This window comes from Amycolatopsis sp. SB7-3 (assembly GCF_041021335.1).
Classification (GTDB): Bacteria; Actinomycetota; Actinomycetes; order Mycobacteriales; family Pseudonocardiaceae; genus Amycolatopsis; species Amycolatopsis japonica.
The window spans coordinates 35,084-59,721 of the sequence record NZ_JBFPJQ010000011.1 but is presented as its reverse complement, the minus strand read 5'-3'; the positions used below and the strand labels follow the sequence as shown (position 1 = coordinate 59,721).

23 protein-coding genes are annotated in these 24,638 nt (G+C 68.6%); 3 read left to right on the top strand and 20 right to left on the bottom strand.

Annotated features, from left to right (window positions below; all coding sequences use genetic code 11):
- Positions 1-123 precede the first annotated feature (123 nt).
- The 8 genes from AB8M46_RS39580 to AB8M46_RS39545 all read right to left on the bottom strand — a co-directional run bounded on the left by AB8M46_RS39580 (position 124) and on the right by AB8M46_RS39545 (position 10,818).
- Positions 124-1,602, bottom strand: a complete 1,479-nt coding sequence (locus AB8M46_RS39580; protein ID WP_037344922.1) for a potassium/proton antiporter — start codon at positions 1,600-1,602, stop codon at positions 124-126.
- A 112-nt stretch (positions 1,603-1,714) separates the two neighbouring features.
- Positions 1,715-2,398 carry an ArsR/SmtB family transcription factor gene (locus AB8M46_RS39575; RefSeq protein ID WP_394363470.1) on the bottom strand — a complete coding sequence of 228 codons (684 nt, stop codon included), beginning with the start codon at positions 2,396-2,398 and terminating at the stop codon, positions 1,715-1,717.
- 43 nt (positions 2,399-2,441) lie between these two features.
- Positions 2,442-4,037, bottom strand: coding sequence for a penicillin-binding transpeptidase domain-containing protein (locus AB8M46_RS39570; RefSeq protein ID WP_394363469.1), 1,596 nt, complete (start codon positions 4,035-4,037; stop codon positions 2,442-2,444).
- A gap of 211 nt (positions 4,038-4,248) precedes the next feature.
- Complete coding sequence (ileS, locus tag AB8M46_RS39565; protein WP_378428062.1) at positions 4,249-7,410, bottom strand: isoleucine--tRNA ligase; 3,162 nt, start codon at positions 7,408-7,410, stop codon at positions 4,249-4,251.
- Positions 7,411-7,656: 246 nt separating this feature from the next.
- Positions 7,657-8,331 (bottom strand): hypothetical protein, encoded by a 675-nt coding sequence (locus AB8M46_RS39560; protein WP_394363468.1) that lies wholly within the window; start codon positions 8,329-8,331, stop codon positions 7,657-7,659.
- 39 nt (positions 8,332-8,370) lie between these two features.
- On the bottom strand, positions 8,371-9,120 hold the full coding sequence (locus AB8M46_RS39555) for a hypothetical protein (protein WP_394363467.1): 750 nt from the start codon (positions 9,118-9,120) through the stop codon (positions 8,371-8,373).
- Entirely contained in the window at positions 9,117-9,458 is a 342-nt protein-coding gene (locus AB8M46_RS39550) for a PadR family transcriptional regulator (RefSeq protein ID WP_235213406.1), read from the bottom strand. The genes AB8M46_RS39555 and AB8M46_RS39550 overlap by 4 nt, the downstream gene beginning before the upstream one ends.
- 115 nt (positions 9,459-9,573) lie before the next feature.
- On the bottom strand, positions 9,574-10,818 hold the full coding sequence (locus AB8M46_RS39545) for a DUF222 domain-containing protein (protein ID WP_394363466.1): 1,245 nt from the start codon (positions 10,816-10,818) through the stop codon (positions 9,574-9,576).
- Positions 10,819-11,066: 248 nt separating this feature from the next.
- Here AB8M46_RS39545 and AB8M46_RS39540 point away from each other — a divergent pair, with 248 nt between their 5' ends.
- Positions 11,067-12,875 carry an FUSC family protein gene (locus AB8M46_RS39540; protein ID WP_394363465.1) on the top strand — a complete coding sequence of 603 codons (1,809 nt, stop codon included), beginning with the start codon at positions 11,067-11,069 and terminating at the stop codon, positions 12,873-12,875.
- Here AB8M46_RS39540 and AB8M46_RS39535 read toward each other — a convergent pair.
- The 11 genes from AB8M46_RS39535 to AB8M46_RS39485 all read right to left on the bottom strand — a co-directional run bounded on the left by AB8M46_RS39535 (position 12,872) and on the right by AB8M46_RS39485 (position 21,976).
- Entirely contained in the window at positions 12,872-13,429 is a 558-nt protein-coding gene (locus AB8M46_RS39535) for a hypothetical protein (RefSeq protein ID WP_037344912.1), read from the bottom strand. The two genes, AB8M46_RS39540 and AB8M46_RS39535, sit on opposite strands and share 4 nt — an antisense overlap.
- A gap of 98 nt (positions 13,430-13,527) precedes the next feature.
- Positions 13,528-14,388, bottom strand: coding sequence for a DivIVA domain-containing protein (locus tag AB8M46_RS39530; RefSeq protein ID WP_037344910.1), 861 nt, complete (start codon positions 14,386-14,388; stop codon positions 13,528-13,530).
- Between the two features lie 54 nt (positions 14,389-14,442).
- Positions 14,443-14,718 carry a YggT family protein gene (locus tag AB8M46_RS39525; RefSeq protein ID WP_005155180.1) on the bottom strand — a complete coding sequence of 92 codons (276 nt, stop codon included), beginning with the start codon at positions 14,716-14,718 and terminating at the stop codon, positions 14,443-14,445.
- A gap of 114 nt (positions 14,719-14,832) precedes the next feature.
- Complete coding sequence (locus AB8M46_RS39520) at positions 14,833-15,432, bottom strand: cell division protein SepF (protein WP_394363464.1); 600 nt, start codon at positions 15,430-15,432, stop codon at positions 14,833-14,835.
- Positions 15,433-15,513: 81 nt separating this feature from the next.
- On the bottom strand, positions 15,514-16,245 hold the full coding sequence (locus tag AB8M46_RS39515; RefSeq protein ID WP_394363463.1) for a YggS family pyridoxal phosphate-dependent enzyme: 732 nt from the start codon (positions 16,243-16,245) through the stop codon (positions 15,514-15,516).
- Positions 16,242-16,949, bottom strand: a complete 708-nt coding sequence (pgeF, locus tag AB8M46_RS39510) for a peptidoglycan editing factor PgeF (protein WP_016335932.1) — start codon at positions 16,947-16,949, stop codon at positions 16,242-16,244. The genes AB8M46_RS39515 and pgeF overlap by 4 nt, the downstream gene beginning before the upstream one ends.
- A 74-nt stretch (positions 16,950-17,023) precedes the next feature.
- Positions 17,024-18,346: a cell division protein FtsZ gene (gene ftsZ, locus AB8M46_RS39505; RefSeq protein WP_016335933.1), complete on the bottom strand. Its 1,323-nt coding sequence runs from the start codon at positions 18,344-18,346 to the stop codon at positions 17,024-17,026.
- A 250-nt stretch (positions 18,347-18,596) separates the two neighbouring features.
- Positions 18,597-19,367, bottom strand: coding sequence for an anti-sigma factor domain-containing protein (locus AB8M46_RS39500; protein WP_037344904.1), 771 nt, complete (start codon positions 19,365-19,367; stop codon positions 18,597-18,599).
- A complete protein-coding gene (gene sigK / locus AB8M46_RS39495) occupies positions 19,364-19,972 on the bottom strand; it encodes an ECF RNA polymerase sigma factor SigK (RefSeq protein WP_037344903.1) in 609 nt (202 codons plus the stop codon). Before sigK ends, AB8M46_RS39500 begins: the two co-directional genes overlap by 4 nt.
- Positions 19,965-20,705: a DUF1365 domain-containing protein gene (locus AB8M46_RS39490; protein WP_394363462.1), complete on the bottom strand. Its 741-nt coding sequence runs from the start codon at positions 20,703-20,705 to the stop codon at positions 19,965-19,967. The genes sigK and AB8M46_RS39490 overlap by 8 nt, the downstream gene beginning before the upstream one ends.
- Positions 20,699-21,976, bottom strand: a complete 1,278-nt coding sequence (locus AB8M46_RS39485) for an NAD(P)/FAD-dependent oxidoreductase (protein ID WP_394363461.1) — start codon at positions 21,974-21,976, stop codon at positions 20,699-20,701. The genes AB8M46_RS39490 and AB8M46_RS39485 overlap by 7 nt, the downstream gene beginning before the upstream one ends.
- 87 nt (positions 21,977-22,063) lie before the next feature.
- On the opposite strand from AB8M46_RS39485, the gene AB8M46_RS39480 reads away from it, so the two are divergent.
- Entirely contained in the window at positions 22,064-23,335 is a 1,272-nt protein-coding gene (locus AB8M46_RS39480) for a class I SAM-dependent methyltransferase (RefSeq protein WP_394363460.1), read from the top strand.
- A complete protein-coding gene (locus AB8M46_RS39475) occupies positions 23,335-24,120 on the top strand; it encodes a DUF1295 domain-containing protein (RefSeq protein ID WP_394363459.1) in 786 nt (261 codons plus the stop codon). The genes AB8M46_RS39480 and AB8M46_RS39475 overlap by 1 nt, the downstream gene beginning before the upstream one ends.
- Here AB8M46_RS39475 and AB8M46_RS39470 read toward each other — a convergent pair.
- The gene (locus AB8M46_RS39470) at positions 24,107-24,616 is read right to left on the bottom strand and encodes a DinB family protein (protein WP_037344897.1); all 510 of its coding nucleotides are present in this window, start codon (positions 24,614-24,616) and stop codon (positions 24,107-24,109) included. The genes AB8M46_RS39475 and AB8M46_RS39470 overlap by 14 nt on opposite strands.
- Between the last annotated feature and the right edge of the window lie 22 nt (positions 24,617-24,638).

Sequence of the window (24,638 nt, the reverse complement as noted above, 5' to 3'; positions counted from 1 at the left end):
CTCCTTACCCCGTGACACTCACCCATTCGATGGAGTCGATTGCCGGGAAAGTAATCCAAAAGGAGTACGAAAGGGAAGAATTTTCTGAGATCAACCGACGAACAGCTGGTGCCGGTTCGTGACCTACTGGCCGGATTCGCCCTTCCACCTGGCCAGACGGCCGGCGCGGTCGACGGCTCGCAGGCGTCGTTCGGCCGTGTCACGGGCTTCAGCGGTGGTCACGACGAGTAACTGGTCGCGTTCCTGAAGCCGCGTGTTCTTGTTCGGCGTGAAGCCCGTGCCGTCGCGGACGAGGAGGCTGATCGTCGCCCCCACCGGCAGCCGCAGTTCGGCCAGGTAGACGCCGTGCATCTTCGAGCCGGTGTTGATCCGGACCTGCAGGAGTTCCGCGCCCATTTCGTCGAGCGGCGCGGAGTCGACGTCGATCTCGTGCGCTTCGGCGTGCTGGGCCAGCCCGAGCGCTCGCGCGAGCGGGGTCAACGTCGCCCCTTGGAGCAGCGTCAGCACGATGACCAGCACGAACACCGCGTCGACCAGCTCCTGTGCGCCGGGCACCCCGGACGACAGCGGGATCAGCGCGAGCACGATCGGGACCGCGCCGCGCAACCCGGCCCAGGACAGGAACACCTGTTCCCGCCAGGGGATCTTGAACGGCAGCGCCGACAGGAGCACCGACAACGGCCGCGCCAGCAGCAACACGACCGCGCCCGCGACCAGGCCCTGGACCAGGCTCTCGAAGATCCTGCCCGGCGAGGCGAACAGACCGAGAAGCACGAACAGGCCGATCTGCGCGAGCCAGCCGAGCCCTTCGGCGAAGGAAAGCGTGTCCGACCGGTGCGGCAGCTTCGAATTCCCCAGCACCAGGGCCGCGACGTAGGTGGCGAGCAAGCCCGACGCGTGAGCGAGCTGCCCGCTGGAGTACGCCACGACGCACACCGCGACGGTGGCCAGCGGGTACAGACCGGTGGCGGGCAGCGCCGCCCGGCGCAGCGCGAACGCCCCGCCCCAGCCGAAGGCCAGGCCGATCACCAACCCGGCGGCGAGTTCGTAGACCACCAGCAGCGGCAGCGACCAGTCGACGGTCGCGCCCTCGGCGAGGACGACGACCGCGATGTAGGCCGGGGCGTCGTTGATCCCGGACTCGATCTCCAGCGCGCCCACGAGCCGTTTCCCGATGCCCGCCGATCTCAGCACGGAGAAGACCGCCGCGGCGTCGGTCGAGGCGAGGACCGCGCCCCACAGCAACGCCATCCGCCAGTCCAGGCCCAGCAGCCAGTGCAAAGCCGCGCCGGTGACCGCGATGCTCACCGCGACGGCCACTGTGGACAGTGCGATTCCGATGCCCAGCGAGGGTTTCACGGCCGTCCACCGGGTGGTGAGGCCACCTTCGGACAGGATCATCACCAGCGCGGCGAGGCCGAGCGACTGGGTGAGCTCGGGGTTGTCGTACTGGATGCCGAACCCGGCTTCGCCGAGCAGGACACCCATCCCCAGGTACAGCAGCAGCGACGGGAGGCCGACGCGGATCGACACCCGGACGGCGATCACGGCGACGAGGAGCACCGCACCGCCGGTGCCGAGGATGAGCGGGAGCTGCTCCATGTCGCCTCCCGTTCCGGTCGCCGTGAGGGCTCCAGAATAGTGAGGCGGTGATCGTCACACGTTCGTGTACCGGTGGAAAAGCGTCCGGATAACCTGTGTTACAGACTGTCCACTACGGACTGCGCAGGGCCACCAGGTCGACACCGAGTTCCGCGAACGGTTCTTCCGCCGCGGGAAGGACTTTCACCGCGCGGTTGCCCTCACGGGACAACCAGCCGGCGCTCACCCCGTGAGACAGTAACGCCGCGGCGACCCGGCCCGCCAAATGATCACGGCGCACTGTCCAATCCAGACAGTCGCGCAGCATCGGACGGCGACCACCGTCGATCTCCACCCCGAGCGTGTCGAGCACCTCGCGCCCGCGCCTGGTCAGCGTCAATCCGCCGGCGTCGTCGATCAGCCCGGTGGCGAGCATCCCGTCGCGCAGCGCGACACCGACCGTCCCGGCGAGGTGGTCGTAGCAGGTCCTGGCGAACTCGAGGCGTTTCACCCGCACGGAAGACCGCAGTCCCTTCACCGGCCGATGTTCGGCGTGCTGGGCCAAATGCTCGATCAGCTCCGCCACCCGGGGGTCGGCTATCCGGACGTAACTGTGCCTCCCCTGCTTGACCCGCACGACGAACCCGGCGTCGGTCAGCTTCGTCACGTGCTCGCTCGCCGTCGACGCGGCCACCTCGGCCGCACCCGCCAGCTCGGTCACCGTCCAGGCGCGCCCGTCGAGCAGCGCGAGGCACATCGACGCGCGGCTCGGATCGGCGAGCACGGCCGCGACCTCGGCCAGTGCGATCGTTTCCATGCCTTCACCGTAGAAGACACACGGTTCGGCGGCGGCCGAAGCGTCAGCCCGCCAGGAACTTCGCCGCCAGCTGGACCGCGGGCCTGGAGTCGTTGGAACCTTCGAGCATGACGGCGAACGCGACGTCGCCGCGGTAGCCGACGAACCAGCCGTTGGCGTCCGCGCCCGAGCCGTACTGCGCCGTGCCGGTCTTGCCGAAGACGGCCCCGCTGCCTTTCAGCGCTTTCGCGGTCCCGGTCGTGCAGACCTCGCGCATCATCGCGCGGACCTGGTTCAGCACCCCGGACGGCGGGGCCTGGTACCCGGCGTTGACCTTGGTCTCCAGCCCCTGCCACAGCTTCGGCACGACCGGTTTCCCCGTCGCGACCGTCGCGGCCATCAGCGCCGCGCCCAGCGGGCTGACCTGCACCCTGCCCTGGCCGATCCCGGCCTCGACCTGCTCGTCACCGCTGCCCGACGGCTCCACCTTCCCGGCCTCCGTCGACAGTCCCGGGATTTCGAAGTCGGCGTTGAGGCCGAGCTGGCTCGCGGCCTTCGCGAGGCCGTCCGCGGGCAACTGCCCGGCGAGCCGTCCGAAGGTCGTGTTGCACGACGCGGCGAACGCCGTCTTCAGCGAGACGGTCCCCAGATCGAACCCGTTGTCGTTCTTGAGCGTGCGGGTCCCGATCTGCTCGCTGCCCGGGCACGCCACCGGGGAGTCGGCGGAGACCCCGCCCTGCTGCAGCGCCGCGGTCGCCGTGGCGATCTTGAAGGCCGAACCCGGCGAGTACAGGCCGTTGAGCGCCTTCGGCTGGTTTCCGGCGGCGCCGTTCTGCGCGACCGCCAGGAGTTCGCCCGAGGTCTTCATCGCGACGATGATCGCCGGTCCCCCGAAGCCGTCGACGGCCTTCTGAGCGGCGTTCTGGGACGCCACGCTCAAGGTCGAAACCAGCGGTTTGTCGGTCTCGGCGGCCTGCCCGAAGAGCGTCTCGACCGGTTTGCCGGAGACGTCGACGCGGGACACGGTGACGGTCGCTCCGGTGCCGCTGCTCTCCCCCGCGGCGACCTTGGACAGCGCTCCCTGCAGGATCGGCGCGACACCCGTCGCGTCACCGCCGACAAGCGCCTTGCCGTCCCGGTCGGCCACGACCGGCTTGGCCGAAACGGGGGCGACGGACAGCTTCTGCCCGGCTTCGAGCTTCGGGTGGATCACCGACATCGCCCAGCGGACCACCCATTTCCCGGCGTTGCGCACCAGTTCGAGCTTGCCCTCGTACTTCCAGACGCTGTTGCCCGGGAACGTCCACGCGACGTGGAAGGTGGCCGACGTCATGGTCGCGTTGCCCGGCGTCGTCGGGACCTCGCCGAGCGACGTCCTGACCGACGCCCCGTTGAGCGCCGCGCGCGTTCCGGACAGGGCCGTCGTGGCCGCCGCCGGATCGTCGACCGGGGCGGTGTTCAGGTCACCCATGTCGAACAGCCGCAGGAACCGGCCGGCGACCTGCGCCGGGCTCTCCTGCTCGCTCTCGGTGGCGTCGCCCGGCCCGGAAGCCGCGGGCGCCCGGTCCTCCCTGACCAGCAGCACCACCCCGGCCACCACGATGGCGACCACCGCCAGCGCGGCGCCGATCAGGATCCCTCTTTTCCGGGCAGGACTCATGGATTCGCTCTCCCCCCATACGACGCACCCTCGCGCGCCCCCGGGCGCCAGCCTGCCGATTTCCCCCGCGCAAGGCGGGGCGACGGCGAGAAAGCGACGGTTCCGAATCCGTTTCGTGATCCCGGTGATCGAGACCCGCCCCGGAATGCAATGAAAGGTCCTTTCCTCGCAAATTTTGCAAGGAAAGGACCTTTCATAGCGCTCGCGAGGGTCAGGCCTTGGTGACCGCCACGGTCACCTTCGTGCCCTCACCGACAGTCCCGGCCGAGCCGTCGGCGACGGCGCCGTACGCCACCGAAGTCGCCAGCGTCTCCGAAGCGATGAACTCCTCGTGCGTCTTCGCGGCCGTGACCACGTCCTCCGGCGCGTCCACCGTCAGCGCGATGCGGTCGGCGACGTCGAGCCCGGCGTCACGGCGGGCCTGCTGCACGACCCGCACCAGGTCGCGGGCCAGGCCCTCGGCCGCCAGCTCGTCAGTCACCTCGGTGTCGAGCAGGACCAGCCCGGCCCCGCCCGGCAGTTCCGCGGCCGCTCCGCCGCCCTTGGCGACCAGACGCCGGTCGTACTCGCCTTCGACGAGCTCGATCCCGGCCGCCACGACGGCGCCGCTCTCGGACGTCGTCCACTCACCGGCCTTGACGGCCTTGATCACCGTCTGGACGTCCTTGCCCAGCCGAGGTCCGGCAGCACGGGCGTTCACCGCGACCTCGAAACCGCCGTGCGCGGCGACGTCCGTGGTCAGCTCGACGGATTTGACGTTGACCTCGTCGCGCAGGATGTCGGTGAAGTCGCGCAGCGAGTCGGCCTCGTGCGCGGCGACGACCAGCTTGGCCAGCGGCAGCCGCACGCGCAGCTTGTTCGACTTCCGCAGCGACAGCGCCGAAGACGCCACCTGGCGCACCCGGTCCATCGCCGTCACCAGCGCCGCGTCGGCGGGCAGGTCGAGCGCGTTCGGCCAGTCGGTCAGGTGCACCGAACGGCCGCCCGTCAGCCCACGCCAGACGACCTCTGTGGTCAGCGGCAGCAGCGGCGCCACCACCCGCGAGGTCACCTCCAACACGGTGTGCAGGGTGTCGATCGCGTCCTGCTCGCCCGCCCAGAACCGGTCGCGCGACCGGCGCACGTACCAGTTCGTCAGCACCTCGAGGAAGTCGCGGACGGTCGAGCAGGCACCGGCGACGTCGTAGGTGTCGAGCGCGTGCTCGACGTCGGTCACCAGTTCGTGCGTCTTCGCCAGCACGTACCGGTCGAGGATGTGCTTCGAATCCGTGCGCCACTGGCCTTCCACGCCCTCGGCGTTCGCGTAGAGCGCGAGGAAGTAGTACGAGTTCCACAGCGGCAGCACGGCCTGGCGGACGGCGTCGCGGATGCCCTTGTCGGTGACGACCAGGTTCCCGCCGCGCAGGATCGGGCTCGCCATCAGGTACCAGCGCATCGCGTCGGAGCCGTCGCGGTCGAAGACCTCGTTGACGTCCGGGTAGTTGCGCAGCGACTTGGACATCTTCTGGCCGTCCGAGCCGAGCACGATGCCGTGCGAGATGCAGGTGCGGAACGCCGGCCGGTCGAACAGCGCGGTCGCCAGCACGTGCAGGACGTAGAACCAGCCGCGCGTCTGCCCGATGTACTCGACGATGAAGTCGCCCGGGTAGTGGTGCTCGAACCACTCGGTGTTCTCGAACGGGTAGTGCACCTGCGCGTACGGCATCGAACCCGAGTCGAACCAGACGTCCAGCACGTCCTCGATCCGGCGCATGGTGGACTTCCCGGTCGGGTCGTCCGGGTTGGGCCGGGTCAGCTCGTCGATGAACGGCCGGTGCAGGTTCTCCAGCCGCACGCCGAAATCGCGCTCGATCTCGTCGAGCGAGCCGTAGACGTCCGTGCGCGGGTACGCCGGGTCGTCCGACTGCCAGACCGGGATCGGCGTGCCGAAGTACCGGTTGCGGGAGACCGACCAGTCGCGGGCGTTCTCCAGCCACTTGCCGAACTGGCCGTCCTTGACGTTCTCCGGGTACCAGGTGATCTGCTGGTTCAGCTCGACCATCCGGTCCTTGAACTCGGTCACCGCGACGAACCACGACGAGACGGCGCGGTAGATCAGCGGGTTCCGGCAGCGCCAGCAGTGCGGGTACGGGTGCTCGTAGGTCTCGTGGCGCAGCAGCACCGCGCCCTGACGGCCGGCCGAACCGGTGCCGTTCTTGAGGTCCTTGATGATGTTCGGGTTCGCGTCGAACACCTGCTGGCCCGCGTAGTCCGAGACGGTCGCGTCGAACTTGCCCTGCGCGTCCACCGGCGTGACCGGGACGATGCCCGCCGCGTCGGTGACGACCTTGTCCTCTTCACCGTAGGCGGGCGCGATGTGGACGACACCGGTGCCGTCCTCGGTGGTGACGTAGTCCGCGGACAGCACGCGGTGCGCGTTCTCGTGCCCGGCGAAGTACGGGAACGGTGGGGCGTAACGGGTTCCGAGCAGCTCGGTGCCGGTGTAGTGCCCGACGACGGCCGGCTCTTCGCCGAGCTCGCGGGCGTACGCGGCGACGCGCGCTTCGGCGAGCAGGAACCGCTTGCCGTCGCTTTCCACCACGACGTAACGCACGTCGGGGTGGACCGCGGTCGCGAGGTTGGACGGCAGCGTCCACGGCGTCGTGGTCCAGATCAGCAGGTAGGTGCCGTCGAGCTCGTTGTCGTTGCCCTCCAAGCGGAAACCGACCGTGACGGCCGGGTCCTGGCGGCTGGCGTAGACGTCGTCGTCCATCCGCAGCTCGTGGTTGGACAGCGGGGTCTCGTCGCGCCAGCAGTAGGGCAGGACGCGGTAGCCCTCGTAGACCAGGCCCTTGTCCCACAGCTGCTTGAACGCCCAGATGACCGACTCCATGTAGGACAGGTCGAGCGTCTTGTAGTCGTTGTCGAAGTCGACCCAGCGGGCCTGGCGGGTGACGTAGTCCTGCCATTCGCCGGTGTAGCGCAGCACGGACTCGCGGCACGCCTCGTTGAAGACGTCGATGCCCATCGCGTCGATCTCGGACTTCTCGGTGATCCCGAGCTGGCGCATGGCCTCGAGTTCGGCGGGCAGGCCGTGGGTGTCCCAGCCGAAGCGGCGCTCGACGCGCTTGCCCTTCATGGTCTGGTAACGCGGCACCAGGTCCTTCACGTACCCGGTGAGCAGGTGACCGTAGTGCGGGAGACCGTTCGCGAACGGCGGGCCGTCGTAGAAGACGTACTCGTTCGAACCGTTGACGCCGGGGTCGCGGGCGTCGATCGACGCCTGGAAGGTCCGATCGGCTTCCCAGTACGCGAGGACGCGCTTTTCCGACTCGGGGAACGAAGGCTGGGACGGGACGCCGGCCTCGCCGTCCAGCTGTGCCTTGGGATACATCTTCGGTGCTCCTCGCGGTTCGTCTCTCGTACGGGCTTTCACCCACACGGGGACGAGACGGCCGTTTCCGGCGCGTTCCGCGGTACCACCCCGCTTGCCCGGCCGGTTGGTGTTCCGGCTGGGCCGCTCATTCGACGGCTGTGACGGGCCGTACCCGTCCGGTTCTACTGAGGGCTCGGCCGCTGAGGACATGGGCCCTGTTCTTCCGGAGGCTCCCCGGTGATGGCCGGATCGGTGCCAGTTGATTCAAGGGTAGCGCGCGGGGGCAACCGGGTTGTCACGGGTGGTGGTGTCCAGCGGATCGGCGGACATCCTGCCACTGCCGCGTGGCACGGGATACGGGTCATCGGGGCAGTAGAGCCAGCCGGTCGTCGACGTCTCCTTGACCGCGACCGGCACCTGCCGGAACGCGGCGGGCTCCAGGACACAGCTGTGGCGGACCACCTCATCGAAGAACCATTCAGAGGTGATCACCACCAGCACGCCGGGCGACTCCCGCAGCGCGTCTTTGGCGGACTCCGCTTCGATCAACCGGAACGCCCGGTTGATCGCGGGCGCGGTCACCCCTTTGTCGTCGAAAGCCACTTCGCCGGCGTTCAGCGACATGCGCAACCGGATCTGCGCCTCGGCCGGGTGCGCTTTGTTGTGCTGGCGCAGCGCGTCCGCGAGCGCGTACGGCAGCGACTCCACCAAAGGCCCCTTGGGCACCTGTGCCGGAACCAAGATGAACGCCCCGTCTCCGCGGTCCTCGACCCGGCAATCCGCCCAAGGGAGCCCCACGTCTTCGAACGCCCGTCGCAACGCGCGATACAAACCCTCCCGGACGGCCAGTTGATGCCGCGTCGTCCGCCACTCCTGCCCGAACTCCTCGACGTCCACGACGAGCACAGATCGATGAACGGCCACTCTCCTGTGCTTCATGCGTTCTCCAGCCGACGAGGTCCGCTTGTCGTGTGCCGGTCAGTCATCCGGTTGCACCACGATCAGGTCGGACAGTCCAGACTCAACGGCGATTCCCCGTTGCGACGCCTCCGACACCGAGGCGCGTAAGGCGAAGGTCAGCGCGGGCGTGCGCACCAGCAAGCGCAGCGCGTACCTGACTTGACCAAGCTTGGAATGGCCTCCGCCTTGCGCCAGATCGTGGAGTTCACTGGCGTACTCGCAGAGGTAGCGCTGACGCTCCTCCCAAGGCAGGGCACAGACAGCCAGGTTCACGAGCCTCAGTGACACCCACGATGAACGACGGACCTGTCCAGACCGAAGGGCGTGTTCCGTCGGCGCTTGCGCGAACATCCCCGCGAGTTCGTTCACCAGTGGCAGGCAATCGTCCAGGGCCTGCCCGACAGCCAGCCGGATGTCGAGCTCGAATTGCTGATCGAGATCAGAGGCGCGAGCCTGGTCAAGCGCCCTGCTGAAAGCGAAGACACCGTAACGGGCATAGCTCAGCCGCCACCCGAGAGCGGTCTGCAGATCCTCGGCGCGCTCACGGTCGTACGCCGTATGCGAGTCGATTCCTTCGAGCAGGCGATGCTCGCGCTCGATGTCCCTTAACAGAAGGCGGATCCGGTTCCGGAGCTGCCGACGGGCGGTACCGCGAAAATCTATGTTGACCGCATGTGCCCGGCGAAGAATGGTTTCCAGCTCCGAAACGACCAAGCGATCTTCCACCAGCACCCGGGCAAAGGCATGGAAGGAGTCGGCCGTGCTCATGACGTACCCCCGGCCAGGTTCGGGCGCAGACGGCCGATTCCCTCCACGGACGCCTGGCCACGCAACAACGCCGCCTGCACGAGCCCCATAGCGGCCGGGTCGACACGGTAATAGCGCCGCCGCGGCCTGCCTTCTTCGCGAGCGTCGACCGCTTCCCATCGACTGGACAACCAGCCCAGGCCTTCCAATCGCGCCAAGATCGGGTGCACCGTGCCACTGGGCAATCCCGCCTCGGCGCAGATCTGCAGGCCGTACAACTCCCTCGATGGGTCGGTCATCAACGCTCGCAGAACCAACAGCGTCGGCAACGTCATCCGAGGCTTACCAGAACGCGCCATGCTTTTACTCTACTTAGCCCCTAAGTAGAGTAAAAGCATGGCCACTCCGAAGAGTGAACACGCAAGAAGCGCGGCACTGAAGCGCGGCCGTGTAGGTCGTTATACAGGGTTCGGCCTATGTCCTGAGGTGCATGGTGTTCCTCCTTGGTGCTCCGGTCGGGTCGAGGTAGGCGGGTGGGGTGAATTCGGGTAGTCCGTCCTGGGCGATCTGGACTTTCCATTCACTGCGATGAATCAGCCGATGGTGCTTGGTACAGAGCAGGACGAGGTTGTCGATTTTCGTTTCGCCGTGGTGCCGCCAGAAGACAATGTGATGTGCGGTGCAGCGCGGTACGGGCATGTCGCAGCCAGGGAACGCGCATCCTCCGTCGCGGAGGGCGAGTGCGTATTTCTGCGCCAACGACACAGTTCGTTTGGACCGGCCGATGTCGAGGGGCTCGCCTGCGGTCCCGAGGACGCCAGGCCGGACACGGGCGTCGCAGGCGAGAATCCGCGCGTCGGTCGCGCTGATCGGTCCGACGAGGTCGAGGTGGGCTTCGCCGATGTCGCGGATCAGGTCGTCGTAGGACATGGTGATGAGGATGTGCGTCGCTTCCCCGGCCTGGCCGGGAAGATTCCGGCTGGTGGTCTTCAACCGGACATAGTCGGTGAAGGCATCCCCGTAACGTTCGTCCTGAGTCCGGGAGTCCCGGACTCCGTCGATGGCCTTGTGCGGTTTGGCCAGCGGCTCCAGGTCGGACTTCAATCGCGCGTAGGTTTCCAGGTCCAGTCTCGCCTTGAGGCCGAGGGTGCCGTCGCGGTGCTTGACGAACCGCAGCTCCGGCCGGGTCTCCTTCGGGTCCTCGTTGCGGGGTTCTTTGCCGTCGGGGTCGAGTTCGTCCAGCAGGCGGCGTCCGGCGCGGGCGATCTGCCGTGGCCCCGCACACCGGGCCAACTCGACCAGGATCTTCTCCCCGGCTCGCACATCGTCCTCAGGAACGCTCGACGGGATGCGGGCGAGAGTCTTGATGATCGCGTCGATCTGGCCACCACCGATCGCGCCCTCGGCCGTCAACGGAGCCAACGGCGGCTCGGGATCGCCACCGATCGAAGGACTAGGATGCAGGGCCAAGACGCGGTCGGCACGGGCGGCAGCTTCCTTGTCCGAGACCAGGAAATCCTCGAGGATCAGCCCCGCCAGCGTCGAATGGCCCGAGCAGCCCCGAATCCCACGGGAATTGATCTCAGCGAGGATCGCGTTCTGCTCGGCATCCAGTTGGCGCTTAAGAACTTCGAGTTCCTGTTTACGCGCATGCAGCGTCGCGGTATCGACGCGCCACCACTCGATGGGCGTCTCTGGAGGTGCATCGTTGCTGGCCACGGCACTGAAGCTAGCCTGAATCGAACGTCTGCACTAGCCCAAACAGGGCGACATGAAGAATTGCCGAAAAATGGCGACAGCGAAGTGAGTCTTAAAGCAGCGAAGCACCTTAAGGACACGAAGGTGCCTTAAGCACTGGGCACGAATTGGATTCACGCGCGCGACCGACGCCTGCCCATCACACAGGCCCCGAGTTGCCGTCCCCGCCACCGCCTCTAGGTTGACGGTATGCCGATCTGCGTGGCCCGATGAAAGGGCCCGGACTCCTCGTCGTCCTGCTGGTCGTCCTCGGTGGCGTCAGCGGGCTCGGGTTCCTCTTGGGACTGGGCAACGCGGCCGTCCTGGCCGCCCTCACCGCGCTCTTCTGTCTCATCGCGGCGGTCGGCGGGCCGCTCTGGGCGGATCTGCGGTTGCTGACGTGGTTCGCGCCCGCGCTGATCCTCGCGGTCGGGGTGCCGCGGTTGCTGGGTGCGGTGTCGCAGTGGGCGGCGATCGGATTGCTGGTGGCGATCGTGGTCGTCGCCGGTCTGCTGCCCGTGCTCGGGCCGCGGTTCGTGACGGTCGGGCTGGGGCTCGGGATGGCGTCGCTGTTCGGGTACGGCTTCCAGTTGACAGGCACGGCGTCGGCGGGGCAGATCCTGGGCGCGCCCGCGGTCGCGGTGGGGGTCGTGATCCTGTTGCGGGTGCTGATGGGCGCGAAGGATCCCGCCAAGCCGACCCGTGACGCGCTGGCCGACGCGCTCTCGACGGGTACTTCCGAGACCCAGGTGCGGGCGGCGAGGCTTTGGCTCGCGGACCGGCCCCGTCGCTGGACCGGCGGGGTCCTCGGCGGCCTGTTCCGGTACCGCGCGGCGACCGGGTTGCTGGAGATCCGCCGGAAACGGCTGGACAGCAAGGAGATCGGCGAAACACTCGACGCCGCCACGGAAGAAGCCACAAGGCTGGCCGAAGCCGTCCGAAACCCCACAGCGCCGAGCGACGTGGAACCGGTGCGGCGCAACGAACCCGCCGGGCTGCCCGGCGCCACGGCGAGGCTGGTCACCGCGCTCTGGGAGGCACTCGAAACCATCCGGATCGCGGCGACCGAACGTGACGAGTCGCGTGTGGACGTTCCGAAGGGACTCCGCAAGGAACTGCGCAGGATCGAGCTGGGCGGCGCGTTTTCCTGGCAGTCGGCGCAGTTCCGGCACGCGCTCCGCTGCGGGCTCGGGGTCGGTTTGGCCTTGGTGGTCGCGAGTTTCCGGCCCGGCGACCCGCTCACCGTGTCGTTCCTGCTCGGCACCTTCGCCATCCTGCAACCGGAATGGCGGGACAGCCTCGGCAAGGCCTGGCAGCGGATCGGCGGTTCACTCGGTGGCGCCGTCGTCCTGAGTCTCGTTCTTTGGCTTCTGCCGCAAGGATTCCTGCTGCCGATCGGGCTCGTCGCGCTCCTCGGCGGGTTCTCGTTCATGCAGACGCGGCCGGCGGTGTTCAACGGCTGCATGGTCTTGATGTCGGTCGGCATGAACGCGACCACCCGACATCTCGACCCGCGTTACGTGCTCGTCGAGTACCTGCTCCTGATGATCCTCGCCGGCGCCATCGCGCTGCTGTTCGGTTTCGCCGCGATCCCCGGGGTTCCGAAACCCGGTCCGGCGGAACGGTTCGAGAACGCCGTCGGCACCACCCGGGAGCTGCTCGGCTCGGTGGCGCGGAAACTACGCGGCGAGGACGTCGATCCGCGGACGCTCGGCCGCGAGTTCCGCGCCGCCACCATCGCCCATCACGGTCTGCTCGCGGCGGAGCCGGGCACGAAGGAACCCGCGCCCGGGCAACGGGACGCGCTGGAGAAGGCCGCCGAAGCCTTGCGCGGCCTGTCCGTCACGGCGTCGTCGCTTCTGCTGCGGCCCGGATCGGCCGGAGCGGCGGACGCCGTGGACGAGGCCGCGCGCACGCTCGGCACCGAAGAAGCCGCGGAGATCCCTGTGCCCCGGGACGCGGACGAAGAACAGCGCCTGGTGCTCGACACGATCGCCGCCGACGTCGTGGCGGTCGGCGAAGCGGCGCAGAAGCTCTAGGCCTTCTCGCGGTGCTTCCCGGCGATCTCGGCGTCGGGGGTGCACAGCGCGCACGGGGTGAACCCGAGCTGCCGCGCCTCGCCGATGCCGAGCGGGATGGTGTCCCGCGTTTCGAGCCACTCGCACGAAGTCACGTGATAGCGCGGGTACTCGTCGACGACGACGACCTCGATCTCGAGTTCGGAGACGATCGCCACATCCGCGGGGTCGCTCTTTTCCTCGCCGGGGTCGCCGCTTTGCTGCGGCTCAGGGGTGTCCTCCGCGTCGCCGAGTTCACCCGCGGCGGGCATCAGGACGGTCTGCTCGACATCCTCGGGTTTCTTTTCCTCACCCTCGGCGGGCTCGTCCTCTTCGGCCGGGTCTTCCGCCGCTTCTTCAGCGGGGGCCTCGGCCGCGCGCTTCTTCCGGCGGCGCAGCCAGTCGAAGAGGAGCAGCAACCCCGCGACGACGGAGAGGCCGATGGAAATCCAAGCCCACAGGGAGTTCGCGGTGATGAGCGCCGCGACGAGCAGCCCCAGAGCCGCCAGTACCAGTACCAGGACGATGAAGAGCACGGTGAATTACAACACGAGCCCACAGGGAAACGGCCCCGACCCTCCGGAGAGTGCCGAGGCCGTTCCACTGTGTAGAAACAAAACCGGGTAGAACCAGATCAGCCCGCTTCGGCCCGAGGACCGAACGAGTAACCCTGTCCGCTACCGGAGGACGAAGACTGCCCCGAGTTCGACGAGGACGCCGAGGCGGGAGCGGCCGAACCGCGGTCGTCGAGCTCACGCAGCTGGGACTCGAGGAACCCACGCAGCCTCGTGCGGTACTCCCGCTCGATCGTGCGCAGCTCTTCGATCTTCTTGCCCAGCGAGCCCTTCTCCGCGTTCATGTTGTTCATGGTCTCGGTGTACTTGCGCTGAGCCTCGCGCTCCATGGTCGTCGCCTTGTCGCGCGCCTGGCGCTCCAAGGTCTCGGCACGGGTCCGCGCGTCGTTCAGCATCGTCTCGGCACGCGTGCGCGCCTCGTTCACCATCGAGTCCGACTTGGACCGCGCGTCCGACAGCAGCTGCTCGGACTTGGTCCGGGCTTCGGCGAGCATGCCGTCCGACTCGGTCTTGGCCTCGGCGGTGAGCCGGTCGGCCATTTCCTGCGCCAGCCCGAGCACCTTCGCGGCCTGGACGTTGGGCTCCCCGTTGTCCGGCACCATCGAGTGGGCCTGGGTCTGCTCCATCGCCGACTGCGGCGGCGGCACCGGCGCCAGGCGGCGCGACGGCTCGTCGCGTACCTGCGGCGGCGGGCCGACGGCGCCGGCCTTGGCGTTTTCGAGCTCACCACGCGTGGTCTCGAGCTCGTTGTCGAGCTGCTCGACCTGCTGCCGCAGCTCGTTGTTGTCCTCGATCAACCGGGCAAGCTCGGTCTCCACCAGGTCGAGGAACGCGTCCACCTCGTCCTCGTTGTAGCCCCTTTTGCCAATGGGCGGCTTGCTGAACGCGACGTTATGCACGTCAGCGGGGGTCAACGACATCAGATCACCTCACGCACTCCATGGCCTGCAGGTCCACCGGGGCTTCCCCGAAAATCACCCTGGCGTTGCCAGCTGCATCGCGAAGAACACAACCAACAGCAGCACCATAATCGATAAGTCCAGTCCGACGCCGCCGATTCGTACGGTCGGGATGATTCGTCTGAACAGACGAACCGGTGGGTCGGTCACTGTGTAGATGGTCTCGAGCGTTACCGCAACCCCTCCGGCAGGACGCCACTCGCGAGCGAAAGCACGCACGAGCTCGACGACGATCCGTGCCGTCAGCAGGAGCCAGAAGGCGAACAGCACGTACCAGACGACCAGCAACACAGCATTCACGTAACCACTCTGCCATGCCTCACGTCAAAAGACGCGGTCGACGGGCCGCGGATGCCGATGAGTCGACAAAATCACATCCGGCTGCGCTCAGCGGTCACCGGGTGATCAGCCGCGCAGGAATAATCCGCCTTCGGCAATCCGCCGACGGTCCTCCGCGGTGACATCCACATCGGGCGGTGAGAGAAGGAACACCTTGTTGGTGACCTTGTCCATCGATCCGCGCAACGCGAAAGCGAGCCCCGCGGCGAAGTCGACGAGACGCTTCGCGTCCGCGTTCTCCATCTCCGTGAGGTTCATGATCACCGGGATGCCCTCCCGGTAGTGCTCCCCGATCGCCCGCGCTTCCGCGTAGCTCGTCGGGTGCAGCGTCGTGATCCGGCTCAACGGGTCACGCACCGCCGGACGCACCGGCTCGGTGACCGGCCGCAGCCGCGCGACCGGCTCCGGCTGACGGTCCATCGCCAGCGCTCCGTGGACGGCCGGCTCCGGACTGGCCACGGAGCGTGACCGAGGCCGGGGCGCGGGCTCGTCGTAAGTGTCAACTTCGTCCCGGTAACGTCCACCCCGTGACCGGGCCGGCGGCTCGTCGTCGTAGTCGTACTCGTCGTCGACGTAGCCTCGCCGGTACTCATCCTCGACGTCATAGCCGTCTTCGTCCGCGGGCACCATCCCGAAGTAGGCCTTCAGCTTCTGCAGCGCGCTCATGCCTCTCCCTAGCCTTAGCCGCGTCCCGCACGTACTCCCCCGCCCTCGCCGCCACTCCCCGTAACGACGGGACGGTATTCCCTAAGGCGAGGCTAAACCGCGTCCACCGAGCAACGCGGTTCCGACACGCACACAGGTCGACCCGTGCGCGATCGCCTGCTCGAGATCATTGCTCATTCCGGCGGAGATCTCACGGGCATTTGGGTGTTCTTCCCGTAGACGCTCCGACGCTCGGGCGAGTTTCCCGAACGCCTCCGCGGGATCAGTACCCAGCGGCGCGACCGCCATAAGCCCCCGGAGGCGAATATCACCCACATGGGCTATCCGCTCTGCCAAATGGCTCACGTCGCTCAACCGAATGCCCCCGCGCTTCGGATCGTCATCGAGACTTACTTGAATGAGGACGTCTAGCGGGTGCTCGCGTTGCCCGGAATCGAGGGCCGACTTGGTCGCCTTCGCGAGTGCCTCGGCCAGTCGTTCGGAGTCGACGGACTGGATCTCGTCGGCCCACCGCACGACCGATTTGGCCTTGTTCCGCTGCAGGCTGCCGACCATATGCCAGCGGATCCGGGCGTCCGGCCGCAGACCGGCGACCTCTTCGGCCTTCGCGCCCGCTTCCTGATCGCGGTTCTCGGCGAGGTCGAGCGCGCCGAGGTCGGCGAGCAGCGCGGCGTCGAGCGCCGGGAAGGTCTTGGTGACCGCGAGCAGTTTGACCTCGTCGCGGGCCCGGCCGGCGGATTTGCACGCGGCCGCGATCCGCTCTTCCACTTCGGCGAGGGAAGCGGCGAGTTCCCCCTTGCGGGTGTCACTCATGACGCGTCCAGCCACGTGATCCCGGCGATCCGGCCCGTGGTGCCGTCGCGGCGGAAGCTGAAGAGCGTCTTGTCTTCGTTGGTACAGCGCGGATCCACGCCGATCTTGCCGACGCCGAGGTCGGCCAGTTGCCGCCAGAGACCGGCCCGCAGGTCGAGCCCCGGCGTGCCCTTGCGGGTTTTGCAGGCGCTGCCCGGCACGTGCTTTTCGACGTCGGCGGCCATGTCGGCGGGGACTTCGTAGCAGTCGCCGCAGATCGCGGGACCGAGCAGTGCTTCGGTCCTGGCCGGTTCGGCGCCGAGCGAACGCATCGCCTCGACCGCGGCGGGGACGACGCCGACCCTGGCGCCGACGCGGCCCGCGTGGACGGCGGCGACGACACCGGCTTCGGCGTCGGCCAGCAGAAGAGGTACGCAGTCGGCGACGAGCACCACGAGCGCGAGGCCGGGCTCGGCCGTCACGAGCGCGTCGGTCGCTTCGGCGGCGGAGGTCTCCGAGCCGTCCACGATGGTCGCGGTCCGGCCGTGGACCTGCTCCATCCAGGCCAGCCTGTCCTCGGCGAGGCCGAGTTCGGTGGCGAGGCGCTTGCGGTTGGCGTAGACGTCGCCCGCGTCGTCGCCGACGTGATCACCGAGGTTGAAGGTGTCGTAAGGCGCGCGGGAAGCCCCGCCCGCCCGTGTCGTGACGACCCGCCGTACCCGCACGCTTTTCCTCCTAGACCTGAGTGAAGGCCCCCTCGACTGTAGTCAAGGAGGCCTTCACGGAACGTACTGGCGAACTACCGGCGCATGAACGGCGGCACGTCGACCTCGTCGTCCGACGGGTCGTCGTGCACCGGGGTCGCGCGGCCGGGCAGGCTGCCGTGGTTCGTGTTCGACCCGATCGGCGAGTAGCCGCGCGAACCGCCGCCGGGCTGCGGGAGCCCGCCGCTCAGCGAACCGTTGCCCTCGTTGCGGGCGGACGGCATCGGCGTGTGCGTGCGCGGCGGCGCGACCGGGTAGCCGTTCGAACCGGTCGACGGCACCGGCGTGGCGCCCGAGGGTGGGCTCTGCACCGGGGTCGCCCCGCCGGCGTTGACCTGGCCGGCCTGCGCGGACGCGGTCGAGTTCGTGCGGGAGCCGAACGCGGGCGGGTCGAGCTTCTTGTGCGTCGGGGTGCCGGCGTCGAAACCGGCCGCGATCACGGTGACCCGGACCTCGTCGCCGAGCGAGTCGTCGATGATCGTCCCGAAGATGATGTTGGCGTCGGGGTGCGCGGATTCCTGCACCAGCGAGGCGGCTTCGTTGATCTCGAACAGGCCGAGGTCCGATCCGCCCGCGATCGACAGCAGCGCGCCGTGCGCCCCGTCCATCGACGCTTCCAGCAGCGGCGAGTTGATCGCCTTCTCCGCGGCCTGGATCGCCCGGCCCTCGCCGCGCGCCGAGCCGATGCCCATCAGCGCGGAACCCGCGCCGGACATGACGCTCTTGACGTCGGCGAAGTCCAGGTTGATCAGACCCGGCGTGGTGATCAGGTCGGTGATGCCCTGGACACCCGAAAGCAGCACCTCGTCCGCCGAACGGAAGGCGTCCATCAGCGAGACACCGATGTCGCCCAGCTGAAGCAGCCGGTCGTTCGGGATCACGATGAGCGTGTCGCATTCGTTGCGCAGCTGCTGGATGCCCTCTTCGGCCTGCTTGCTGCGCCGCTTGCCCTCGAAGGTGAACGGGCGGGTGACGACGCCGATGGTCAGCGCGCCGAGTTTGCGGGCGATCTGGGCGACGACCGGCGCGCCACCGGTGCCGGTGCCACCGCCCTCGCCCGCGGTCACGAACACCATGTCGGCGCCCTTGATGACCTCTTCGATCTCTTCGCGGTGGTCCTCGGCGGCCTTCTGCCCCACCTCGGGGGCGGCGCCGGCACCGAGGCCGCGGGTCAGTTCCCGGCCGATGTCGAGCTTGACGTCGGCGTCGGACATGAGCAGTGCCTGCGCGTCGGTGTTCACCGCGATGAACTCGACGCCCTTGAGGCCGACCTCGATCATGCGGTTCACGGCGTTCACGCCGCCGCCGCCGATACCGACGACCTTGATCACCGCAAGGTAGTTGTGCGGGGGCGTCATCGGGGCCGCCTTCCTGATCGTGTGTGCCCGTGCTGCCCGCCGGTCGCTGAGCCTGTACCGAACCCTCGAGCTGAAGTTCAGATTGAGAGTTATGTCAACTGCCGACGTTGAAGCAGGACGGTATGCACCAGGCTGGCTCGAATCCAGTAGCCACGCCGTGTGTCGCAAAGGTGTTTTGCCACAACATGTTCGCGGGCGCAAGAGCGAGACCCGGTCGCGGCGGCGAACGGCGGCCTGGTAAAAGCGAAGATCAGGTGGGCATCGACATGACCATGACGACGTCCTTCGACGGCGACCCGGTCGGTGATCCACCGGCCTGTTCGACGCTGAGCGCGAACTTCTCCGCCCCGCCGAGCCCGTCGGCGACCAGCAGCGCACCGTCCTGACCACCGGAAATGAGCCCGGCGGGCTTGGGCGCGGCACCCGGGTACATGAGCCAGGCCTGATAGGTCCGGCCCGGTTCGTTCGCCGGCAGCTGCGCCGCCATGAACACCAGCCGGTCCTTCGCGCGCGACATCATCACGGTGCCACCGCCGCCGGCCGAGGTCTCGGCGTGCCCGGTCCGGAGATCGGCGGCCGAAAGGACGTCGGCGACCGGGGCGTAGCGCTCCGCGTACTGCGCCGCACGCTCCCGCGCGGCCGTCAGCTGCGAGTGGTTGTCGTAGGCGATCCCGCCGAACACGGCGGTACCCGCGAGCCCGACGACGGCCGCGGCCACCGCGGCGATCGCCCAGCGCGGGGCGCGACGCCGGTCCTTGACGCGCTCGCCCGCGCCGAAGCGCGTCTTCGGCGGCTGCTGCCTGGTCGCCATCGCCTCGGCGAGCACGCGGCGTTTGAGTTCGGGCGGCGGGTCTTCGGCCAGCGCGGCACCGAGCCGGGTCGCCGTCATCTGCAGTTCGAGGACCTCCTGCGCGCACGAGGCGCACTCGGCGAGGTGGCGCTGGAACTGCGCTCGCTCCACTTCGGACAGCGCGTCGACGGCGTACGCGCCGGTGAGCGTGTGCATTTCGGGCATGGTCATGCCGTCACCCCCAAACAGTCCCGGAGCCTGATCAGGCCGTCCCGGAGCCGGGTCTTGATGGTTCCGTGCGGGGTCTGCAGCACCTCTGAGACCTCGCGATAGGTATAGCCCTGGTAGTAGGCGAGCAGGACGGATTCCCGTTGCAGCTCGGTGAGGGTGGTCAGGCAGCGGCGCACCTGCGAACGCTCCCAGCGGGCCGCGACGGCCTCCGCCACCTCGTCGAAGGGCCGCGCGCGGGCGGCCTCGAAGGTCGCCTTGACCTCGCGGTCCGAACTGGCGCGTGCCGAGCGGACGCGGTCGACGGCGCGGCGGTGCGCGAGCGTCATGGCCCAGTTCAGCGCGCTCCCCCGCTCCGGGGAGTAGCGCGTGGCCGTGCGCCACAGCTCCACCATGACCTCCTGCGTGACCTCTTCGGACTGCGCGGCGTCACGGAGGATCCGCCGCACGAGGCCGAGGACCGGCCCGGCGAGCTGGTCGTACAAGGCGTCGAAGGCCCGTTCGTCCCCCTTCGCGACCCGGACGAGCAGTTCCTCCGCCGTCGGGCCTGCCGGTTCGCCGTCACCGGGGACGGGCGCCATCCGGCGCGGGCGTGCCGATTCATCCATCAAGCCTGCCTCCGGCCGTCTGCGGCGTCCGTGGGGTGATCGGCGCCTTCTTCAACCACAGTTTGACCCCATGCCGCCGGATCAGCGCGGAGACCCGGTGCGGCATGAGCGGACGGGTGATCAGCATGTGCGCCAGCCACTTGGCGGTGGCCGGGCGACGCACGCCGCGCAACGACGCGATCAACGGTGTCCGGCCGTCCTGGTGGAGGGCGATCTTGACTGAAAGCAGCGACTCCGGCCGGGGTACCGCCATCCGGTACTCGCCGTCCATCGACTGGAACGGCGAGACGTAGAACTCCTTGTCCGCGAAGGCGTTCCCGTCCTCGTCGGGGCGAAGGAGGTACGCGTGCCTGCCCCCGTAGGTGTTGTGCACCTCGGCGACGACGCATTCGAGTTCGCCGTCGGGCCGGTGGCACCAGTACAGGGTGATCGGGTTGAAGTTGTGGCCGAGCATCCGCGCGCCGGCCAGCATCAGCACCCGGCCGCCGCGGAGGTCGACGCCGCGCGCCGCGAGCCAGCGGTCCAATTTGGACCGGATGCTGGAGGTGTCCTCGGGCGCGAAGTGGTCTCGCGAGTCGAAGCGGGCGAAGGGGCGAAGCCACCACGGCAGCTTCGGCGGCACATCGAGGTCGACGAACCACAGGTAGATCCGGTGGGCGAACGAGATCGGCGGCTCGACGCGCCGGACATGCGCCACCGTGGAGTCGTAGAGCACGGCCATGACGGTCACCATCGCACCCCGAAGTTCTCGGCCGCGCGGACACCGGACGCGCAGCCGTCCTCGTGGAATCCCCAGCCGTGGTACGCGCCGGCGAAGGCGACCGTGCCGTCGTTCAGTTCGGGCAGACGGCGCTGGGCGGCCACGGATTCCGGCGTGTAGACGGGATGTTCGTAGGTCATCTTGGCCAGGACCGAGCCGTCGGCCGGGCCGGTGCCCGGGTTGAGCGTGACGACGTAGCCGGTCGGCTCGTCGAGCCGCATCAGTCGGTTCATGTCGTAGGACACCTGGACCGCGCCCTGATGGGCACCGCAGAACGGCGTCGCGTAGTTCCAGCCCGCCCGTGCCGATTCCGCCGTCGGGAGCACGCCGGTGTCGGTGTGCAGCCACGCCTCGTTGCTGGAGTACCGGAAGGAGCCGAGGACGTCGCGCTCCGCCGCGGTCGGCGACGCGAGCAGCTTCAGCGCCTGGTCCGCGTGCGTGGCCAGGACGACCTTGTCGAGCCGGTGCCGCGTGTCGGCGTCGTCGCGGACCTCGATCCCTCGCGCGGTGCGCTTGACCGAGCGGACCGGAGTCGACAGATGCACCGCGGTCAGCTGTTTGGCGGCCCGCTCGACGTACTCGCGGGAGCCGCCGACGACGGTGCGCCACTTCGGGGACCCGCCGACCGACAGCATCCCGTGGTTGCGGAGGAACTCGAACAGGTAGCGCGCCGGGTACTTGAGCGTGTCGGTCCGGTCGGCGGACCAGACGGTCGAAACGACCGGGAGCATGAAGTGGTCGACGAAGTACTTCGTGTACCCGCCGATCGCGAGGAAGGCGCCGAGGGTGACGTCTCCGGCCTCGGGCGCTTCGAGGACGCGCCTCGCGTGCCGGTGGAAGCGTTTGACGTCGGCGAGCATCCGCAGGTAGCGGCCCCGTGCGACGTTGCGCGGCTGCGCGAACAGGCCTTTCAGGCCCTTCGCGCCGGCGTACTGGAGCCCGCAGCCGTCGCAGCGGATGCTCATCGACATCTCGGTGTCGCGGGTGGCGACGCCCAGTTCGGCGAACAGGCGGAGCAGGTTCGGATAGGTACGCTCGTTGTGCACGATGAACCCGGAATCGACGCCGACGGTGCCGCCGTGCGCGCTCGGGACGTCGTGGGTGTGCGCGTGCCCGCCCAGCCTGTCCTCGGCTTCGAACAGCAGTACCTCGTAGCGGCGTTGCAGCAGATAGGCGGCCGTGAGGCCGGCCACGCCGCTGCCGATGACTCCGATGCGTTGACCCTTGGTGTGCACGTGAAGCATTCGGAGCCGGATCGGGCGAGGATTGGATCTCGTGAACCGGCTCGGCATCCGACCCATCCCTTTCCGGTCCGGGAGCGAATGACGACTATGCCGAACAGTCCTGTGTCCCGCCTAGCCCCGTTCGTCGAGCGGCTCCTCGGTGGTGCCCTTCCGGTCGGTTTGCGTACCTGGGATGGCGTACGCGCCGGTCCGCCGGATGCCCCGACCGTGGTACTCCGCAACCGCCGGGCCCTGCGCCGTCTCCTCTACGCCCCCGGCGAATTGGGCCTGGCCAGGGCATACGTCTCGGGAGATCTCGACGTCGAGGGCGATCTCGCCGACGGATTCCGCCGGATCTGGGCGCTGACCCGTTCGGGCGCCGTACGCGGCGCGAAGCTCGGCCCGCGCGACTGGGCCGAGGCCTTGCGTCTCGCCGTGAGCCTCGGTGTCGCCGGGCCGCCGCCCAAGCCGCCCGCCGAGGAGGCCCGGCTGTCCGGGAAGCTGCACACCCTGCTCCGCGACAAGTCGGCGATCGCGCACCACTACGACCTCAGCAACGCCTTCTACCAGCTGTTGATGGACGAATCGATGGCCTACTCGTCGGCGTACTGGACGTCCGAGGACGAGGGGTACGACCTCGAACAGGCGCAGTGGGACAAGCTCGAACTGATCTGCCGCAAGCTCGGCCTGCGCCCGGGGATGCGGCTGCTCGACGTCGGCTGCGGCTGGGGCTCGCTCCTGGTGCACGCGGCGAAACATCACGGCGTGACCGCCGTCGGGATCACGCTGTCGGCGGAGCAGCTGCAGCACGTCCGCGGCCGCCTCGTCCAGCACGATCTGGAGGATCGCGTCGAGGTCCGGCGGCAGGACTACCGCGAACTGCGTGACGAGCCCTTCGACGCCGTCGCCTCCATCGAGATGGGTGAGCACGTCGGCGAGGAGAACTACCCGGAGTACACGCGGACGCTGTACCGGATGCTCAAGCCCACCGGACGGCTGGTCCTGCAGCAGATGTCGCGCGGCGCGGTGGCGCCCGGCGGCGGCGCGTTCATCGAGCGCTACATCGCCCCCGACATGACGATGCGGCCGCTGAGCCGCACGCTCGGGCATCTGGAGACCGCCGGGTTCGAGATCCGCGACGTCCACGCGTTGCGAGAGCACTACGTGCGCACGGTCCGGGCCTGGGAGAAGACGCTCGAAAGCAACTGGGACGACGTCGTCGCGCTGATCGGTGAATCCGGCGCGCGGGTCTGGCGGCTGTACCTGGTCGGCGGGGCGCTCGCGTTCGAGGAGAACCGGATGGGCGTGGACCAGATCCTCGCGGTCCGTTCGTCGGAAGAGGGCTTGAGCGCGCTGCCCGCCACCCGGGAGTGGTCCTGATGTCTCTCGGCGGGACCCTCGCGGTCACGGCGGGCGTGACGCTGCTGGCCTTCGTCGTCACCTTCGGCGTCGCGCGGTGGCGGAAGCGGTACGACACCGTCGACACGCTGTGGGGCCCGGGCTTCGCGCTCGTCGCGCTGGCGGCGGCCCCGCTCGGGGACGGGTCGGTCGCGCTGCGCGTGGTCGCCGCGCTGCTGACCGCGGTCTGGGGCGTACGCCTCGGCGTCCACCTCCACCTGCGCAACCACAAGTTGCCCGAAGATCCGCGCTATGTGCGGATGGCCGAGAGCGCCGGCCCGAATCCGGCGCTCAAGCTGTTCATCCGCGTGTACCTCGTGCAGGCCGTGGTGCTCTGGTTCGTCTCGCTGCCGGTCCAGTTCGCGATGTACGGCGACACCTTCGGGGTGACGGCGTGGCTGGGCGTCGCGGTGTGGCTGGTCGGCTTCGGGTTCGAGACGATCGGCGACGAGCAGTTGCGCCGCTTCAAGGCCGACCCGGGCAACAAGGGGAAGGTGCTCGACAGCGGGCTGTGGCGCTACACCCGGCATCCCAACTACTTCGGGGACGCGTGCGTGTGGTGGGGCCTGTACCTGCTGGCGTGTTCGAGCTGGGTGGGGGCGGCGACCGTGCTGTCGCCGATCGCGATGACGTACACGCTGGCCAAGGGGACCGGAAAACCTTTGCTGGAGAAGGGTTTGCGGCGTTCGCGGCCGGGATACGCGACGTACGTCGAGCGGACCAGCGGGTTCTTCCCGCTGCCCCCTCGCCGCGTCACTCCCCGGTGAGACCGTCCGTCAGCTCGCGCAACAGGTCGAGGTGGCCGGCGTGCCTGCCGGTCTCCTCGATCATGTGCGCGACCACGAACCGGACGTTGACCTTGCGGTCGCCACGGAAGGGGACCTCGTCGTCCAGCCCCATCGCTTCGACGATCTTGCGGCTGCGCTCGCACTCGGCCTCGTAGGCGGCGATCAGCTGCTCGATCGGGGTCTGCATGGCGACCCGGAACTCGGCGTCCGGATCGGCCTCCAGCGCCTCCTTCCAGACGTCCTCCTGCCCGCCGAGCACCACGTTGAACCAGTACTGCTCGACGAGGGTCAGATGCCCGAGCAGACCGGCGACGGTGGTCAGTTCGCTGGGCACGAGCGGCCTCCGGGCCTGCTCATCGGTGAGGCCGGAGCATTTCCACACGACGGTGGCGCGGAGGAAGTCGAGGAAGCCGTTCAGCTGGGTGCGCTCGTCGCCGGTGAGCGGCGGTTCGGGGCGCTTCGGTTCGTCGGTCATGGTCGTGCAGTCTGCCGGTTTC